15 protein-coding genes and 1 riboswitch are annotated in these 17,496 nt (G+C 45.9%); of the genes, 8 read left to right on the top strand and 7 right to left on the bottom strand.

Annotated elements, in window-relative coordinates; genetic code table 11:
• Positions 1–24: 24 nt before the first annotated feature.
• Positions 25–1,158, bottom strand: a complete 1,134-nt coding sequence (gene carA / locus Q7V32_RS16335) for a glutamine-hydrolyzing carbamoyl-phosphate synthase small subunit (RefSeq protein ID WP_304898043.1) — start codon at positions 1,156–1,158, stop codon at positions 25–27.
• Between the two features lie 320 nt (positions 1,159–1,478).
• Positions 1,479–1,556: riboswitch (cyclic di-GMP riboswitch) on the top strand.
• A gap of 284 nt (positions 1,557–1,840) precedes the next feature.
• On the opposite strand from carA, the gene Q7V32_RS16330 reads away from it, so the two are divergent.
• Positions 1,841–2,857, top strand: coding sequence for an SGNH/GDSL hydrolase family protein (locus Q7V32_RS16330; protein WP_304898042.1), 1,017 nt, complete (start codon positions 1,841–1,843; stop codon positions 2,855–2,857).
• A gap of 208 nt (positions 2,858–3,065) precedes the next feature.
• On the opposite strand, the gene Q7V32_RS16325 is transcribed toward Q7V32_RS16330, so the two are convergent.
• The 3 genes from Q7V32_RS16325 to mgtE all read right to left on the bottom strand — a co-directional run bounded on the left by Q7V32_RS16325 (position 3,066) and on the right by mgtE (position 5,617).
• Positions 3,066–3,260 carry a hypothetical protein gene (locus Q7V32_RS16325; RefSeq protein WP_304898041.1) on the bottom strand — a complete coding sequence of 65 codons (195 nt, stop codon included), beginning with the start codon at positions 3,258–3,260 and terminating at the stop codon, positions 3,066–3,068.
• Positions 3,261–3,289: 29 nt separating this feature from the next.
• Entirely contained in the window at positions 3,290–4,168 is an 879-nt protein-coding gene (locus tag Q7V32_RS16320; RefSeq protein ID WP_304898040.1) for a hypothetical protein, read from the bottom strand.
• A 99-nt stretch (positions 4,169–4,267) separates the two neighbouring features.
• Positions 4,268–5,617, bottom strand: coding sequence for a magnesium transporter (gene mgtE / locus Q7V32_RS16315; protein WP_304898039.1), 1,350 nt, complete (start codon positions 5,615–5,617; stop codon positions 4,268–4,270).
• Between the two features lie 306 nt (positions 5,618–5,923).
• On the opposite strand from mgtE, the gene Q7V32_RS16310 reads away from it, so the two are divergent.
• Both Q7V32_RS16310 and Q7V32_RS16305 read left to right on the top strand, forming a co-directional pair.
• A complete protein-coding gene (locus Q7V32_RS16310; protein ID WP_304898038.1) occupies positions 5,924–6,610 on the top strand; it encodes a response regulator transcription factor in 687 nt (228 codons plus the stop codon).
• Complete coding sequence (locus Q7V32_RS16305; RefSeq protein ID WP_304898037.1) at positions 6,603–8,000, top strand: cell wall metabolism sensor histidine kinase WalK; 1,398 nt, start codon at positions 6,603–6,605, stop codon at positions 7,998–8,000. Before Q7V32_RS16310 ends, Q7V32_RS16305 begins: the two co-directional genes overlap by 8 nt.
• A gap of 178 nt (positions 8,001–8,178) precedes the next feature.
• Here the strand turns inward: Q7V32_RS16305 and Q7V32_RS16300 are convergent, their stop codons facing one another.
• From Q7V32_RS16300 to Q7V32_RS16290, 3 genes are all read right to left on the bottom strand, one after another.
• Positions 8,179–8,391 carry a hypothetical protein gene (locus Q7V32_RS16300; RefSeq protein WP_304898036.1) on the bottom strand — a complete coding sequence of 71 codons (213 nt, stop codon included), beginning with the start codon at positions 8,389–8,391 and terminating at the stop codon, positions 8,179–8,181.
• A gap of 402 nt (positions 8,392–8,793) precedes the next feature.
• Complete coding sequence (gene dmeF, locus Q7V32_RS16295; protein ID WP_304898035.1) at positions 8,794–9,762, bottom strand: CDF family Co(II)/Ni(II) efflux transporter DmeF; 969 nt, start codon at positions 9,760–9,762, stop codon at positions 8,794–8,796.
• 57 nt (positions 9,763–9,819) lie between these two features.
• Positions 9,820–10,206 carry a 4a-hydroxytetrahydrobiopterin dehydratase gene (locus tag Q7V32_RS16290; RefSeq protein ID WP_304898034.1) on the bottom strand — a complete coding sequence of 129 codons (387 nt, stop codon included), beginning with the start codon at positions 10,204–10,206 and terminating at the stop codon, positions 9,820–9,822.
• A 233-nt stretch (positions 10,207–10,439) separates the two neighbouring features.
• Here Q7V32_RS16290 and Q7V32_RS16285 point away from each other — a divergent pair, with 233 nt between their 5' ends.
• The 5 genes from Q7V32_RS16285 (at position 10,440) to Q7V32_RS16265 (ending at position 17,418) form a co-directional block, all read left to right on the top strand.
• Positions 10,440–11,198, top strand: coding sequence for an alpha/beta fold hydrolase (locus Q7V32_RS16285; RefSeq protein WP_304898033.1), 759 nt, complete (start codon positions 10,440–10,442; stop codon positions 11,196–11,198).
• A 514-nt stretch (positions 11,199–11,712) separates the two neighbouring features.
• A complete protein-coding gene (locus Q7V32_RS16280; RefSeq protein ID WP_304898032.1) occupies positions 11,713–12,210 on the top strand; it encodes a hypothetical protein in 498 nt (165 codons plus the stop codon).
• Between the two features lie 468 nt (positions 12,211–12,678).
• Positions 12,679–14,250: an FAD-binding protein gene (locus Q7V32_RS16275; protein WP_304898031.1), complete on the top strand. Its 1,572-nt coding sequence runs from the start codon at positions 12,679–12,681 to the stop codon at positions 14,248–14,250.
• Positions 14,251–14,533: 283 nt separating this feature from the next.
• Complete coding sequence (locus Q7V32_RS16270; RefSeq protein ID WP_304898030.1) at positions 14,534–16,132, top strand: methyl-accepting chemotaxis protein; 1,599 nt, start codon at positions 14,534–14,536, stop codon at positions 16,130–16,132.
• 347 nt (positions 16,133–16,479) lie between these two features.
• A complete protein-coding gene (locus Q7V32_RS16265) occupies positions 16,480–17,418 on the top strand; it encodes a hypothetical protein (RefSeq protein ID WP_304898029.1) in 939 nt (312 codons plus the stop codon).
• Positions 17,419–17,496 lie beyond the last annotated feature (78 nt).

The following is a 17,496-nucleotide window of genomic DNA, read 5'->3' as shown; positions in this document are numbered from 1 at the left end:
TTAATTAAGTCTGTTGCGTGGGGTTTAGTGCGAAGAGGCCTGTTTCATCATTTGGATGAAACGATCGAACAAAAATTCCACATCTTGAGGTCCCGGACTGGCTTCAGGATGCCCCTGAAAGCCAAAGGCAGGGCAATCAGTGCGTTCTATGCCTTGTAAACTGCCGTCGAAAAGTGATCTGAAAGTGGGTTTTAAATGCGCGGGAAGACTGGCCTCATCAACCGCAAAGCCATGGTTTTGACTGCTGATCATAACCTTGCCTGTTGCTAATTCCTGCACCGGATGATTGGCGCCATGATGGCCAAATTTCATTTTTTCGGTTTGCGCGCCGCTGGCCAGTGCCAGTAACTGATGCCCCAAACAAATACCGAATACCGGTACTTTCCGGTCAAGAATGGTTTTGATGGCGTCAATCGCATAAGTGCAGGGCTCCGGATCGCCAGGGCCATTCGATAAAAACACACCGTCCGGTTTCATTGCCAATACTTCAGCGGCAGGCGTTTGAGCGGGCACAACCGTGACACGACAACCCCGGTTGACCAGTAAACGCAAGATATTGCGCTTGATCCCGAAATCGTACGCCACCACATGGTAAGACAGATCGCTGCGTTGGCTGTAACCGGATTCCAGCGCCCAGATATCTTCCCGCCATTCATAGGATTGATCGACACTCACGACTTTGGCCAGATCCATGCCTTTTAAACCTGGAAACTGACTGATTGCCTGCTTTGCCGCGTCTTCATCAACGGTTTCGCCGGCGATGATGCAGCCATTTTGAGCCCCTTTATCGCGCAGCAACCGAGTTAACTTGCGGGTATCAATATCGGCAATGGCAACAACATGATTATCGATTAAGTAACGTTGTAATGTTTTTTCGCTTCGCCAGTTACTGGCTAAAAGAGGTAAATCCCTGATCACCAAACCGCTGGCGAATACTTGAGCAGACTCGTTGTCTTCGGCATTGGTACCCACATTACCCACATGCGGGTACGTCAATGTCACTATTTGCCTTGCATATGACGGATCGCTCAGGATTTCCTGATAACCCGTTAACGATGTATTAAAAACTACTTCTCCCGTTGAGCAACCATCGATACCAATGGATGCCCCCTTAAAGACAGTCCCGTCCTCCAATACCAGTAATGCAGGATTACTCAAAATCAGTCACCTCAAATGTGCAAAACGGGATGAGCCAATCGGCACATCCCGTTTGAAAATATAAAAATCTGTCAAATTTTACGAGATTATCCGTATAAATTCATTAACAATTTTCGTCTGACATGCTTATTGGCTGTAATTTAAGGAAACAATGTATCTAAAAACCTTTGATTTAAAGCACCTTTGACAAAACAAACCCTATCTCTGGAGCAGATTAAGAAGCACAGGATTGAGAACTCAGGTTTTCATCAGATGGCATAGAAACATTTTGATTTATTTGTTCTATTGAAAATCCAATATTTTTATGGTCTAGTTATCAAAAATAACAACGCCAAACCTATTGTAAAATAGGGACAGAAAGTCGCGGATCCTGACCATAGGAAAGCCGGACTGCCGAAGGTGACCTTCGTCAAGGTTGCATGGGGCAGTCCGGCTTTTTTTTGCCCTAATTTTGAATAAGAACAAATCACCGTAACTATTCACCGGAGCAACAAAACAATAGTGATGCACCTTGTAGGTTGTGGTTGGTGATAGCCAAAAGGGCAAGACCATGGCCTAAATTGTTGGGTTGCGAAATACATACAACCCTAACCCACACTGAATAAGAAAAAAAATCAGCAAGGAATAATTGCATCAAAAAACCACCGTACTTATTAATAACAATAATAAAGAAGAGGTTTATATGAAAGCTATAAATTGGTCGTACATTAACAGAACCCTGACATTATTAGTTTCATGTCTGGCCCTATCATTTGCTTCATTTGCACAGGAGAAACCGTTCGACAGAATCGTGGTTTTCGGAACCAGCTTAAGCGACCCGGGAAATGGCTTCGTCTTGCTGTCCGACCCTTATGCTTTTGGATTTGACGAAAGCTGCGAGGTGGGTACCCCGGCCAACGTACCGCCTTATGATTCATTGGACGAATTGGTAATCCCGGATGGCACTTACGCCAGAGGCGGCCATCATGTAACCAATGGTGCCACCTGGATAGAACAACTGGCACGCGGCCGGGGATTATCAGGCAATGTTCGTCCGGCATTAAGAAACCCCGGATTAAAAGCCAGCAATTATGCAGTCGGAGGCGCCAGGGCATCCGAATATCCGTGCCGTTTTAATCTGGCAAACCAATTGGATGAGTATCTGGCTGACTTCACTACAACATCGGCCAATGCGCTCGTGGTGATTGAAATGGGAGGAAATGATGTCCGTGATGCTTTGGTATCTCAAGACCCAGTGGCCATTATCACCGAAGCGATTGACCAAATTAACACTACTATTCAATCGCTATATTTCAGAGGGGCCAGAAAATTTTTATTGGTTAATGTCCCTGCCATAGGACAAACACCCGCTATCCAAACCCTGAATTATTTATACCCTGACCTTAATATCGCAAATTCAGCAAATCTTCTAGCCGGGGGCTTCAACGACGCACTGGCCCTGTTGCAGGTCGGTTTAAATTTTGGCCTGCCTGATGCTGATATAAGGACGCTGGATCTTTATGCCTTGTTGAATAATATTATCGCCAATCCGAGTAATTATGGCATCACCACAATTGATCGAGCCTGCGTAACGCCAAATAAGCCGCCTTTTGCCTGCAAGAAACCTGATACCTATTTGTTTTGGGATGGCATACATCCGACTAAAGCAGTGCATGGTTTCATGGCTGATGAAGCTGCTGAGGTCCTTGATATCGATTAAATGCCTGCATGCCTCTAAAAGCTCAGCACAAACTGCTTGCAGAGTGGCGGTGTGACTTCAGGAAGTTTTTTTGGATTAAATACTTAGCACGAAGCAAGTCTGATTGACCGTTTAATCCAGTCAGAAAGATTATCTCCTCGAGGACCAATGCTGGGCATATCCCGCTGAACGGCAAAAGGTGGCAGTTTCCGGAAGCTACAACGTTTTTTTAAAGAAAAGATTGACTGGCCACGGCTGCGTTGGCAACTTGTAAAGCCGCACGCACTGTGGAAACGAAAGGAACCTGATTACTCATCGGTGACGAGGTCAGGATCAAATCAGGCAAACACACGCACGGGCTGGGAATTTTTTTCATCGATTCACAACAAGGCGCTCCCTGGCCTGTGCTTTTTAAAGCTGTCATTGCACCACTATTGTCAGCCAAACTCGAGTTTAATAACCTGGATTACCAAATAAGCCATCCGCACCGTCCGCGCGCCCCGGTTTTCCTCCCTGCGTGAAAACATCAAACAACATTCTAATGCCTATTTGACCGGCAAACTCCAGTCGGCCCGTTTCATTACGCCAATCGTCCAATTCGGGTTGTAAACCGAAGGTAACATCGAAATTCAAGTGATCGGTAGGTAACCAGCGCATGCCAAACTGCGACGCGTACTTGGGTGCATTCAAAATCAAAGGGTCGCCGGCAAATACTTCGCCGATCAAACGAACTTCCGGATGAAAGGCTTCCAAATCGTAACCGATTCCCCAATAAGGCGTGATTCGCTGCGGGCCGCCCCGCTCTCTATCTATCCGAGCACCATAGTTGGTATGCAAGATCAATTTATCACCGGCAAAACGCCAAGTCGACATGCCGATGATGTAATAATTACTGCCAACATCATGCATATCTCCACGCCCAGTGTCGAATGTCGCGCCGGCACCAAGCGCGAATCCTGGCATTATGCTGTCGATTTGCGCTTTATTGAACAATATTTTGGTTTGAAAGGCGGGATTGGAATAGGTCAGTTCATCATCGCTATCGCGTCCGACACCTACACCAGCAATCAGCTCCAACCACTGGTTGACCGATGTGCCTATCATGATATTGTATGCCGGAAAAGGGGACCAAACACCGTTGACATAGCCTGTTTCAAGCCAAGTTTCGGCTTCGATTTGGCCTTCATCGGTAATTCGCGCATCATCGGTTACGAAAGGACGTACCGCCGCCGCTTCATCGGCAATCAGGCTCAAGGCCGTGGCAAACAAATAGGATTTACCATTCAAAACATATCTATTTTTACTATTTTCAATAAGATTGAGCAATTTCATGGCATTTCTCCAAAATAGCGATAAAAAATTAAAGACGTAGCTGTTTCTTGCGATACAGCACATTCATAAAGGGATTTATTTAGAAAAGAATTAAAGCGATTAAGATGCCGGTATAGGTAATATCGATGTGGCGATCCAAAAATAAATAACAACTCCTACGGCGTCAGCGACGGTTGTTACCAAGGGAGCGCTGGCAGTAGCCGGATCTAAACCAATTCGTGTCAATAGGAAAGGTAACGACAAGCCCACTAGGCTACCGACCAGAACGCAACCGAGCATGCTCAGTGCTACAATCAGAGCTATGTCGGCTCCTCCTCGATGAAAACCGATCAAAGACACCGCGACAGCCATTGTAAGACCCAAACTAAGAGCGACAATAATTTCACGGCCTAACATGCGCCCCCAGTCTTTCAAATGAATATCGTTGGTTGCCAAGCTTCTGATTACCAGTGTTGCAGCTTGAGAGCCTGCATTACCCCCACTGTCGACTAATAAAGGCAGAAAAAATACCAACACAACATAAGCGGCGATTGTATCTTCGAAATAAGCGATGCCTGCACCTGAGAACAAGTTACCGAAGACTAATACTAATAACCAAACAATCCGCTTACGATAAAGGGTCAATAAGCTGGCGTGACGCAGATTGCTTACAGGGCTAATCGTTGCTGCTTTGTGCATATCTTCAGTCGCTTCTTGCTCTGCAACATCCATGGCATCATCGTAAGTGACGATGCCGACCAAATGTTTATCATCATCGACAACGGGTAGAGCCAATAAATCGTAACGGCTGATCATTTTGGCGGCCTCTTCCTGCTTCGAAAACACGCCAATACTAACCAGTTCGGTGGTCATGATATCCTTGACCACCGCTTTCGGAAGATTAAGAATCAACTCTCGCAGCGATATCGTACCGTTTAAACGATGTTTGGAATCGACCACATAGACTTGATAAATCATCTCAGCATTTGGTGCTGTCTTACGAACGTTGTCGAGCGCCTCTGCCATAGTCATTTGGGCTGAAACCGTGACATAATCGCAAGTCATGATAGCGCCGACCGTTCCCTCTTTATGTTTCGCCAGTTTGAGTAAATCTTCGCGTGTTTTACGGGCAACCAAACGCAGTATGCTGGCGTGTCTTTCTTGGGGGATAACATGAAGCAGATCGGCGCCTTCGTCGGCATCGATATCTTTGAGTAAGCCAGACAGATCTTGATCGGAAAGTTCAGCAACCATTTTTTCCTGCCAGAAAGGAGGCAAATGACCGAATACTGCGGCGCGTCGATCGGGGGATAGATAAGACACTATCTCACAAGCGCCTGCCGTCGATTCTTCTTGCAATATATCGGCAATATCGGCTTCATGAAAGTCTTCCAAAAATCCACGAAGTTGTTCGATATCGTTGCGATTGACTGCGCGGCGCAAAGCAGGGTGCACAATAGCGGATGTCATGACTTTCTCCTAAAGCATGCGTCAATTCGCATGCACGGGAGCAGAAGAACGCCTCGTTTAAGAGGCGTTTCTGACAGTAGGCAAACGAATCACGCTCAGTTGATTGAGTTGTTGTTTGAAATATCGACTATGGCTTTCCATTGAAGATTCTTTGAATTGAACTTGTCTTATGATAGCAATCTACAAGCCTGCCAATCCTGAATTTTTCTTCAGAATTACCCTCTACTAAATGACACAGGGTAAACTGTTAATCGGTTTTTGAAATCAAGCTGAGCGGATCAATAACGCCAAAATGACGATTATCGAATGAGTATTTTATTGGTTGAAGACGATAGAAAAGCGTCCGGTCTTTTAGTACGCGGCCTAGCCGAAGAAGGTTTTGCAGTCGATCCGGCATACTCGGTAGAGGAAGCCGAACAGTACCTGTGCATGCAGGAGTATCGTTTGATCATTTTGGATTGGTTTTTGCCGGGCAAGTCGGGTGTTGCTTGGTGTGAAGAGCTTCGGCAACAAGGCGAACGCTTACCGATTTTGATGCTCACCGCGCGCGATGCATTGCAAGACCGGGTCGAAGGGCTCAACGCAGGCGCTGACGATTACTTGATTAAACCGTTTGCGTACGAAGAACTTTTGGCGAGAACCCGCGCCTTATTGCGCCGTTCGGACATTAGTCGACAGACTAGCCTTAAGGTTGCAGACCTTACCTTGGACATGCAATCGCATCGGGCGACTAGGGGCGAGTTAATTATCACTTTGACCCAAAAGGAATATGCCATTCTGGAAATATTGATGCGTCGCGCTGGAAGAGTGGTAAGCCGAAACAATATTGCCGAATCGCTTTGGAACAACGAACATATCGGTCTGGACAATCTGATAGACGCCCATATTCGAAATTTGCGCCGGAAAATCGATCGTCCGGGCAATACGCAACTCATTCACACGATACGCGGCCGTGGATTTCGACTGACAACAAGCGATACCGACGATGCTTAAATTTAGGACGCGACTCATCTTGAGTCACCTGGTCGTTATCGTCGTTATCCTGGCAAGCTGTGGCTTTTCCGCTTACTGGATGCTCTCCCGAGCAGTGCATAATCAACTCGATGCGGCTTTGTTGGCTGTCGCTGAAACGGAAGCAGCGGTGTTGACGTCAAGTCTGCACCCGCACATCAAGTTTAACGACATTTTGTCGGATTCCGACAGACTCTCTTTTGCTCGTATCGACCGCCTGATACAGGTCATCGATAGAGAGGGAAAGGTGCTGGCCCAGAGCGCTAACTTAGGGAGTACGCAATTACCGGCACCGATAAACCTACTGTCAATGCTCGCGAGCAAGGAAACTGTCTTTGAAACACTGTTCTCGTTTGGCGACGAACCTGTGCGTATGGTCTCGATGCCGATCGATCGGTTGGATACTCCCGTAATTGTTCAAGTTGCCGGATCGCTGGACGATGTTCACAATTTATTGAATGTCGCCAACCTGCTTTTCATGATGATGACGCTCGGTTTACTCGTAGCAGTCGGCTGTGTCGGGGTATCGTTGACCCGCAAGGCATTCCAGGCGATTGAAAATATCGTTCAACGAGCTAAGTACATCAATGAAGCCAATTTGAGCGAACGCTTACCGCATCCGGGAAGTCGCGACGAGATCGGAAAATTAGTCGACACCTTGAATGAAATGCTCGATCGCATCGAACGTAGCTTTGAAGTACAACGTCGATTCACCGCTGATGCTTCTCACGAATTGCGTTCGCCGCTATCACGGTTGCGCACGGAGCTTGAAATCAGTTTACGCCGTCCCCGCGATGCGCCGGAATATCAAGAAACCTTACAATCCTGCATGGATGAAGTTGAACGATTGACCTTGATTGTCGAGGAACTGTTGGTCCTTGCTCGCATGGATGCCGGCCTGGAACGCGACTCGAGAGAAACGATTTGTATAAATAGGATTATCGAAGCGACAATAAAGCGTATCCAGTCGATGGCCGAAAAGCGCGATGTGCAAATCATCGTAGAATCGGTGCCTCAGATCTTTACCAATATGGCTTATGGATCGGTTGACCTAATCTTGACCAATTTACTGGATAATGCTGTGAAATTTTCCCCAAAGGGTGGCCGCATTTCGGTGCATTTGGCACTTACTGAAAACTTGGGGGAACTCAGCGTCTCCGATAACGGACCGGGTATCGAGCAGGATGAACAGCAACGAATCTTTGAGAGATTTTACCGTGGTTCGATTGCTTCAACGACCCATGTTGCCGGAGCGGGTCTTGGTTTGGCGCTTTCACAAGCCATTGCATGCGGTCATGGCGGGCATATCGAAATGACCAATAACGATGGAGGCGGAGCTGTTTTTATTTTCAGATTTCCGTTGGCTCGCTAATGGCAATGTCTTCGAGAAAAAATAACTTGATAAATTAGGGCTCGTCCAGATTTCCCGTGGAGACCACAACATATAGAATGCCAGAAAACCGAAAACGAAGCCTGATATAAAATGCCGGAAAAACACCACTGTTCTTTGAATACCAATGGATCAAACGCAAAACCAAAATACCGCCGAGTTACCCAATGTTCAAGTAGAAATCCACGAACAAACCGATAAAAGCTAATTGATCACCATCGCCAGCACGAGTGATAGGGCTGTGTGCCAAGTAACTCATTCCGCACATTTCAGGTTTCATCGTTTGCTGGTTAAGCACTACCTTTATGCTGTTTTCTTGTTCTTCGACACACTCAGTACGAACAGCTTGGCGATTGACATTGACCTTCTGCATGTTTTTTGGCTTAAATCCTAAGCACAAAGCGGGTCTCATTGACCGTTTAATCCAGCCAGAAATATTATCTCCTCCAGAACCAACGCAGTTAAATTAGGCATTGTTCACGTAAATAGTTGGTATCGCCCCGACTCGGCTGCCTGGGTCCAAAAGGCATGGATAGCATCGGACTTTGACCTCCTGATTACAAGGATTCGCTTACCCGGCCTAATGGTTCCGACAATCCATACCGGAATGACGGTGTTAATGTACTTTCAACTACTAACACGAACAATGCCTTAAGTTAAGGTCATCGCAATGAATTGATGGGCAGTATTGTAGAAGTGGCCAATGCCCGCGACCTAATCTGGTTAAATCGCGGGCATAACCCACTCCTACAAGATACGTTTAACTTAACGGATGCTAATCAGGCAAACATTGATCACCTTTGCAGAGGTTGATTTCAATCGTCATGTGATCCAGCTTGTGAAATTTACTCAATAATTTCTTGTAGTAAGTCGGAGATTTGGGATAGCGCGTCACAATAGCCATGATCATCGCATAATGCCCAGAACTCATCCTCCAGATATGAAGATCGGTCACCCGATTACCTGCCTTTCTTTCTATCGCTTCTATGACTTTTCTTTTGTAGGCATCATCAATACTTTCATCGACCAGGACAGGCCCCGTCTCTTTAATCAACGAATACGCCCAAACCAGAATGACGGCCGCTCCGACAAGGCCCATCAAAGGATCCAGACCAACCCAACCGTAGTATTTACCGGCAACCAGAGCAATAATCGCGAGAATCGAGGTCAAAGCGTCCGCTAAAACATGCAGATAGGCGGCTTTTAAATTGTGGTCATGATGATGGTGATCCTTGCCTGGGTTGTGATCGTGATCCCGTGCATGATCATGGCCGTGATGATGGTGACCATCCTTCAACAAAATGGCGGAAATCACATTGATTAACAAGCCGAACGATGCGACCAAAATAGCTTCGTCAAAACGGATATCAAAAGGATCCAAAAATCGCTGAATGGACTCGATCATCATAATGACGGCAACCACAGCGAGCGCGATGGAACTGGCAAAGCCGCCTAATACGCCAACCTTGGCCGGACTAAAGGCAAATGTTTGATCATGCGCATGAATACGGCTGTACCGATAGGCAAAGATGGTGATCATAAACGCGGCAACATGCGTTCCCATATGCCAGCCGTCTGCCAATAAAGCCATGGAGTTGAAGCTGAGCCCGGCTACAATTTCCACAATCATGGTCAAGGCAGTCAAGACCAGCACTAGCCGGGTACGTCTTTCTCCTTTGGCATTAAAATGTAAAAAATCGTGCTCATGCCGCCAATGACTGAGATTATGCTTGTGGGAGTCCATAGTGAAATTTCTTGGTATCAATACTCAACGGGTTATGCAGGGTGATTACCGTTTTAATTAATCGTATTTTAAGTACTTAAAGCGAGGATCATCAGGCGTTCCCTCAAGACTCGAAACCTCCTCTTTTCCCGGTTGCCACATAATCACGTCTTCAATTTTTCTCGCCAATTCAAAATCCTTATTGGTAATGCCCTTTGCCGCATGATTCATGAGCTTTACAATCACAAAAGCATAAGACACGGTCAAATCCGGATGATGAAACGCCGCTTCTGCCAGATGTCCAACCGTATTGACTACCATCAGCGTTGATTTCCAGCCACTGGTTTTATATTTACGGCGAATCCAGCCATTTTCCAGATACCAGTGCGGCAATTCATCCTCTATGCGTTTTTGTACCTCTTGATCTGAATAAACTTCTTCATGTTTGCGTTCTCTCCAACTCATCGTAAGCTCCTAAACCAAGTGAATAGAAAATCAATAGGCCTGTAAAGCTATCAGCTTTTACTCAAACGGGAAAGTACTTTACTGCTGATCATTATTATTGCCTGTCGGTTTTAACCCATTATTTCAATCTGATGCCTGCTTTTAAAAAAAAGCCTTGCAAGTTTTCACTTTAATGGGCAATTTTCATCCTAAAGTTATACATGCCCCGCCCTCCCTAACATGGAGCACAAAATATGACAAACAGACCTTTTCTATTGTTGAGAGGATTAGCCAGGGAGAGCCGATACTGGGGTGATTTCACCGAATACCTGGCCAAATCATTTCCAGGCCGACCTATTCTAACCCCCGATATTCCCGGCAATGGCCCGTTATGGCAACAAACCAGCCCTTTGAGCATAGAGGCCATGACTCAATCACTGCGTAGCCAACTGACCATCACCGGACCTATGGACATTATCGGGCTTTCCATGGGCGGCATGATCACATTGGATTGGATGATCCGATTTCCGGAAGATATTGCCAGTGGAATATTAATCAATGCCAGCGCCAGTCCCTTATCACCGTTTTATCAACGCTTACGCTGGCAGACCTATCCGGCACTGTTTAAACCGGTCCGTCTGGACATTAAGCAGCGAGAACAACTGTATCTGAACTTGACCTCCCGTCATCATCAGCAAGACGCTGAATTATTGAAGCAATGGCAGGCATGGCAAGAAGAACACCCGGTTTCTCAAGTCAATACGCTGCGCCAACTTAAATCTGCAGCCTCTTTCAGATGGACCCAACCCACCGTTCAACCGGTGTTAATCGCTGCGTCCCAAACAGACCAGCTGGTCGATTTCAGCTGTAACACCGCTCTGGCCAGTGCCTTACACAGCGATATTATTGTTCATCCAACAGCCGGACATGATTTGCCTCTGGACGATCCTGGCTGGCTCTGCGATCAAATTAAGCAATGGCTGACAAAGCTGGATATAGACCGGATTAAGTAGAACCATCAGTCAAAAATATCTGTAATCACAACAGACATGCTGATGAATTTGGCGGTCATTTTGGTTGCATAACGAGGCGATTAAAACCCGACAATATTTCAATAAAATTTCGACAATAACGCTTGACATACGGATGCCGTTTTTACAATCAAACACCTGGCGCTTTTTCCACAATTCCTGTGGATAACTCTGTGTATAAACTCAGATTAACTCCTTCAGAACCCCATTTATAAAGGCCATGAGTTAACTTGTCGACTTTTTATACAATAACAATTTACCATTTAATTTCAATAAGTTACAAATTGTCATTGACTTTTTAATACAGACAGACTTCCATGCAATCATTAAATTTCAATCCATTGATCATTCTGTGCATAAGAACATTCTAAAATTCAGAATCGTCAACCTGTTTTTTAGTCTGGACTTTTCAAAGTAAGTGAATAGGCTGTCATAATGCAGTTGAACGCACTAATCGACTCCGACTTTTTTTCAAATCAAACATACGTCAACGCTTATGCCAATTTTTATATTGCTTTGCTTGTCCCTGGGCTATCTCACCGTTAATGAGAATCCTCTGGTTGGCTATCTGATACTGCCGGAAACGATTTATATCGGCGCTAGCTTAATGGCCTTATCCGGCTTGGGTCTACTCATTAATAAAATCCCGCAAATTGACTGGCATGATGGTTTTGCCAGCGCCACTGTTTTGGTCTGGTTTGCCGACTGGCATTCAGAATTTCAACACGATGTACCCATGTTTTATTTATTTCCATTTTATCTGGCGCTAATGTCTGCTTTTGTATTTTTAGTGTTTATCAATCAACGGCAGGCGATTGACGAGCAAACACTGAGCATCATGCATAAAGCGCAACACTATAACCTATTGGTAACGCTGGCAATCATGGCACTTTCGATTGGCAGCCTGTTTATGATCGAACACTTTCTGATATTTCCAATAGCGATGACCCTATTTCACTTTAAATATGCGTTTAATCGTTGTTTGGAAAAGTGATGTGGCACTTTTTTTGAATAGCAACTCTCAATGTGAAGGAAAACATGGGCCGGGAAAGCTTTTGAAGATGTCGGCAAGCTCCATGGAAGGGGTTTCGACGTTTCTCGAATGGCTTTTCTCAGATCAAAACGCGCTAAAAATATCAACCTGGGAATTGCTGGTTTTTAAATGTCACCTTGAACCGGATTCAAACGTTCCATTAAAATGCTGCCTTTTTTAACGCGCATCTTTCAATCAATGCGACTCCGGACGCTTAGTCTCCCATTCAAACCCACCTTTTTTTAACGGGTGTTTATTAAGAAACTGGATCAAATGACTTATTTTCTGGCACAGGATTGTGCCCTTCTTCAAGGTGAATAAATAAACACATAGCTTGCTATGCGGCTTTTTGCGACCACTGAAGAAAAGCTAAAAACTCGTCAGTTGAGGGGGTTATAAAATTCAAGTTTCTACATTAGGACCATTCCAATGCCAAAAATCGAGCTGCTATTCGAGCACATACTGACTCACTATCGGGGCATATTCGCCACTATTTTCCTGTTGCCCATTTCAGCCGTCTATAGCGCCTACATTAGCGTTCTTAACTGGATTTCTTTTCGCCTCAACAGCGCCCCCGCCAAACATGACGCCAGAGTCGAGGCCGTTATCCGGCAAATCGAGGACTGGAAAAACCGGGGAGCAGAACAAAAACTATGCACGGCAAGGTCGGGCTGGAAAACCATGAGCGAGCTGGTGCCTAAATACAAGCTTACGCACCGGAAAATCGATATTGGAATGTACGATATCCTTGCTATCGACGAACAACGCCGAATTTTGAGAGTGGAACCGCTGGCGACCATGGGCCAGATTTCGCGCAGCTTGATATCAAAAGGCTGGACGCTCCCTGTTGTGCCGGAACTGGATAGCTTGACAGTAGGCGGTTTGATTATGGGCTTCGGCGTGGAAACCAGCAGCCATAAATACGGGTTATTTCAGCATATTTGTGAATCCTTCGAAATCGTCACCGCAGAAGGGAAATTGGTCAAATGCAGTCCTTCGGAAAATGCCGAACTTTTTTATCAGATTCCATGGAGTCATGGCACTTTGGGCTTTCTGGTGGCCGCCGAGTTGAAAATCATTCCGGTCAAAAAATATATCCGGATTCACTATCAGCCGGTTTATAACCTTGATGCGATGGTCAGCGTTTTCGAACAAGCCTGCCGCGATACCGACAACAATGATTTTGTGGAAGGTTTGGTTTATAGCCGCGATAAGGCGGTGATCATGACCGGCACATTTGCCGATGCCGTCGCTGCGGATGGATCTCTAAACGCTATAGGCCGATGGTATAAACCCTGGTTTTACAAGCATGTCCAAACTTATCTGGAGCAAAAAATCGAAGGTGTTGAATATTTACCGGTGCGTGATTATTTTCATCGCCATACCCGTGGCTATTTCTGGGCCATGGAAGAAATCATTTCGTTCGGAAATTATCCCTTATTCAGGGCATTGCTGGGCTGGGCCTTGCCTCCTCGTATCGAATTATTGAAATACACAGAAACACAAACCACCCGGCGGCTCAGGGAAAAACATCATGTGGTTCAGGATATGCTGATGCCGATCCGGTATCTCAAACAGTCCATTGACTATTTCGACGAGCACTTCCTGTTATATCCTCTATGGCTTTCACCGATGGCGATCAAAGATAATGGGGGACAACCTGGTTTTGTCCATCCGTTCAGAACCGCCGAAGGGGCCAAAGAAGAGCTCTACGTAGATATCGGCGCCTACGGTACGCCCAGCAAACAGGGGTTTGATAACGCCACAGCACTGCCGTTACTTGAAAAATTCGTCATCGACCATCAGGGTTATCAAGCTTTATATGCGCGAACCACGATGAGCCGTGAGGATTTCAGGATGATGTTCGATCATACCGGCTATGACCTGTTGCGGGGGCGATTGCCTTATTGCCGGCAAGCTTTCGATGAAGTGTATGACAAGGTTTCCTCAAAAGGGAGAGTTTCGCCGGTAGAGATGCGACATTTGGAAAAGAAAGGTTAAGAATCATCGTTTTTAGCCATTCAAACCTTTCTTTGGCGACTTAAAATTCTGCTGGATGGATTTTGCGCAAGGCACATCCATCCGGCTTGCAGAGCTTCACAGCGACCTCCTGCCCTATCATTTATTACCTCAATCATGCGGGTTAAGTGAAAGAATAAGCACTTAAACCAATATGTATTATTCTTAAGTCAAACTTAATGTTCGCTTTGGCGAAGGTGACTTGACTCTCACTGGCGGCTATGAGCTCATTCGCATATACCCTTCGCATTTAAAGTGAGCCTAAATGGAAAACACCCGTTCCATCCAAACCAAAATTCTGTTGAGTCTCGCCAGTGTTGTCCTGCTCCTGATGTCGGTCAGCCTTCTCTTCATGACTGACCGGCAAAAGCAGATGGTCCAAAGCCTAGCTACCGAAAAAGCCCGAGATTCTGCCAACAGCTATTTCGACGGTCTCAATGCCATGATGCTATCAGGATCCATGGCTCAAAGCCGGTTTCTGCGCGAAAAAATCCAATCACACGAAGACATCACCGAAATACGTTTGATTCGAGGCAAAAGCATCATCGACTCCTTCGGTTCCGGTTCACCAGAACAACTGCCTGTCGATGATCTGGATCATAGAGCACTGGCGGGCGAAGTGATCACCGAACTCACCAATAGCGATTTCATTACTATTCTCGAACCGGTTATCGCCAGCAGCAACTTCAAAGGCACAAACTGCCTGACGTGCCATGCGGTTCAGGAAGGCACCGTGCTGGGTGCGGTCCGGATTTCGTATTCACTGACTAATCTGCATGCCAAAATCAATCAGGATTTGATCATCGCCAGTACCATTGCAGCCGGTCTATTCGTTGCCGGAATGATACTGATCACGCTGATGATGAGAAAAATTGTTGTTAACCCGCTAGGCGAAATACGCAATACCATGAACCAGATCAGCCAAGAATCGGACCTGCAAAGACGACTGGCGATACATTCTGATGACGAAATCGGCCAACTCAGCACATCGTTCAATTCTATGCTGGCCAATTTTTCCAACAGCCTTAACCAGGTTTCTAAAACAAGCATGCTGCTAAGCCAAGCCACGACCAAGATTTCCGGTGTCGCCAAACAAACCAGCCTGGCGGCAAAACAACAGCATTATGAAACCGAATCGGTACAACAAGCCTTGTCACAACTCGAAGCATCGGTGCGCGAAGTCCGTTCGGGTGCGGAAGGCGCTTCCCAAGCATCAATCAATGCCGATCGCCAGGCTGCCAATGGCGCCGCCACCACTAAAAATGCAATTGATGGTATTTATGGTCTGGTGACTGAAATTGAACTGGCATCGGATGTGATTCGCCGCCTGGATGAAAAAAGTAAAGGCGTAGGCTCAGTATTGGATGTGATTAAAGGTTTGGCCGAACAAACTAACTTATTGGCACTCAATGCCGCAATCGAGGCGGCGCGCGCCGGCGAACAAGGGCGAGGATTTGCTGTAGTAGCCGACGAAGTCAGAACTTTAGCTAACCGCTCGCACAAAGCGACCGAAGAAATCGAAAAAATCATCGCGCAATTACAACGGGAAGCAAAAGATGCGGTAGCGGTAATGGATAATGCCAAACAAAGCGCCGAACAACGCCGCTCTCAAGTCCAATCCGCCGATAAGGAATTAACGTTGATTGCAGAACGTGTATCACAGATCCGGGAACTGAATGCCCACATGTCCGGCATTGCCGACAACCAAAGCCAGGTTGCGCAAAATGTGAGTCGCAGTGTCGCCACTATCAAACGCCTGACGGAAAAAACCGAGAAAGATGCCGAACTAACCAATGCTGCCAGCAACGATCTGGTGAAATTGGCTGACCGGCTTAATGAACTCGTCAAGCAGTTTAAACGCTGAAAATAATCGCCTGCATACGCTTTTAAGGACTGGTTCACAACGCGCATAGACAGTCATTACTCTGCATAGCCTAAATCCGCTTACCCTTAACCAAACTCAGGACGTACGTAACAATTCTCAGTTTGAACTTTTAATGTAGTTTTAAGAGGTGACGTAAGCCTTTTGAGGAACGCTGTACGGCGTTCCTCAAAAGGCTTTTCCCAGCCTAAAATGACGCCGAAAAGATCAAACTGAGAATTGCTGCTCTTTGGACTGATTTTTAAGCAAATGAATTAAATTTTCATTAAAGTTTTTTAATGAGATGCCGATCACATAATCAACGTTGCATTTATTTCAATGGTGTCGTCATGTTTAGTCCTTCATTAAATTCATCCCTTCCAAAATTTGATTTGAACGGATTCGGCCGTTCACATATGCCGCGTCATGGCAGGGAACGGCTAATTGACACTGAGCAGAAGCCAACCAATATCAGAGAAAAGCCACTAAAAGGCAGCGAACTGATATTAAATCAGTTGACTGCCAATATTGAAAAAACCTACCCATCAACCTTGAAAGGAAGCAATCAACTGGAATCCGGTCCAAGAAGAGCCGCGACTGATATGTCATTTCAGGGCATTGCCATGCAATCCAGCCGTTCCGCTCAGATACAGATAGAAACGCAGGAAGGCGATATTGTCACCATCAACTTTAGTCAGGCAGAATCCGGTAGCCGCAGCGCTTTCAATATGTCTAATAAAGATACAAGCATAAGCGGATACCAGGAAAGTTATTCGTTTAGCAGTAATTTCAACATCAGTATTGAAGGCGAGTTAAATGAAAACGAACAAAAATCATTAGAAGATTTGATGAACAAAATGCACAAAGTCAGTCATGCCTTTTTTAACGGCAACGATAAGGCCGCCATGAAACACGCGATGAAACTTGGCTTTGACAATCAGCAAATTGCCGGGTTTTCAATGGATCTGAATCGGCAAAAATCAGTTCAGGCCGTGGCCGCTTATCAGCAAACGCTGATGCCGGAAAAATCCATCAATACTGATTTATTGACTCAAGCGAGTGATTTTCTGGATAAGATAAAAACCATGTTGTCCGACGCTCAGCTTAGCCTGCAAGCGATGTCTGAGCCTCAACAGACTTTTAAAGACTTGTTTGCAGAAATCGGCCTGTTATTAAATGACAATGCCGACGAAGTGGAAGCCAGCGAGGACAATCAAGTATTTGCAGACTTGATTGACAACGTCAGTCAAAGTATTTTCGCGGACGAAATACAACAGCAAGCAGCCTGAAACAAAGATGATCCGTGCCTGAAGATCAATCTCCGTCAAGAAAATGCGCGATGGGCTCCATAGCGTAGGATGGGCAAA

It is taken from the genome of Methylicorpusculum sp., from assembly GCF_030651835.1.
Lineage (GTDB): Bacteria > Pseudomonadota > Gammaproteobacteria > Methylococcales > Methylomonadaceae > Methylicorpusculum.
Note: the sequence above shows the minus strand (reverse complement) of the source record. Positions and strands in the feature narration are given on the sequence as shown.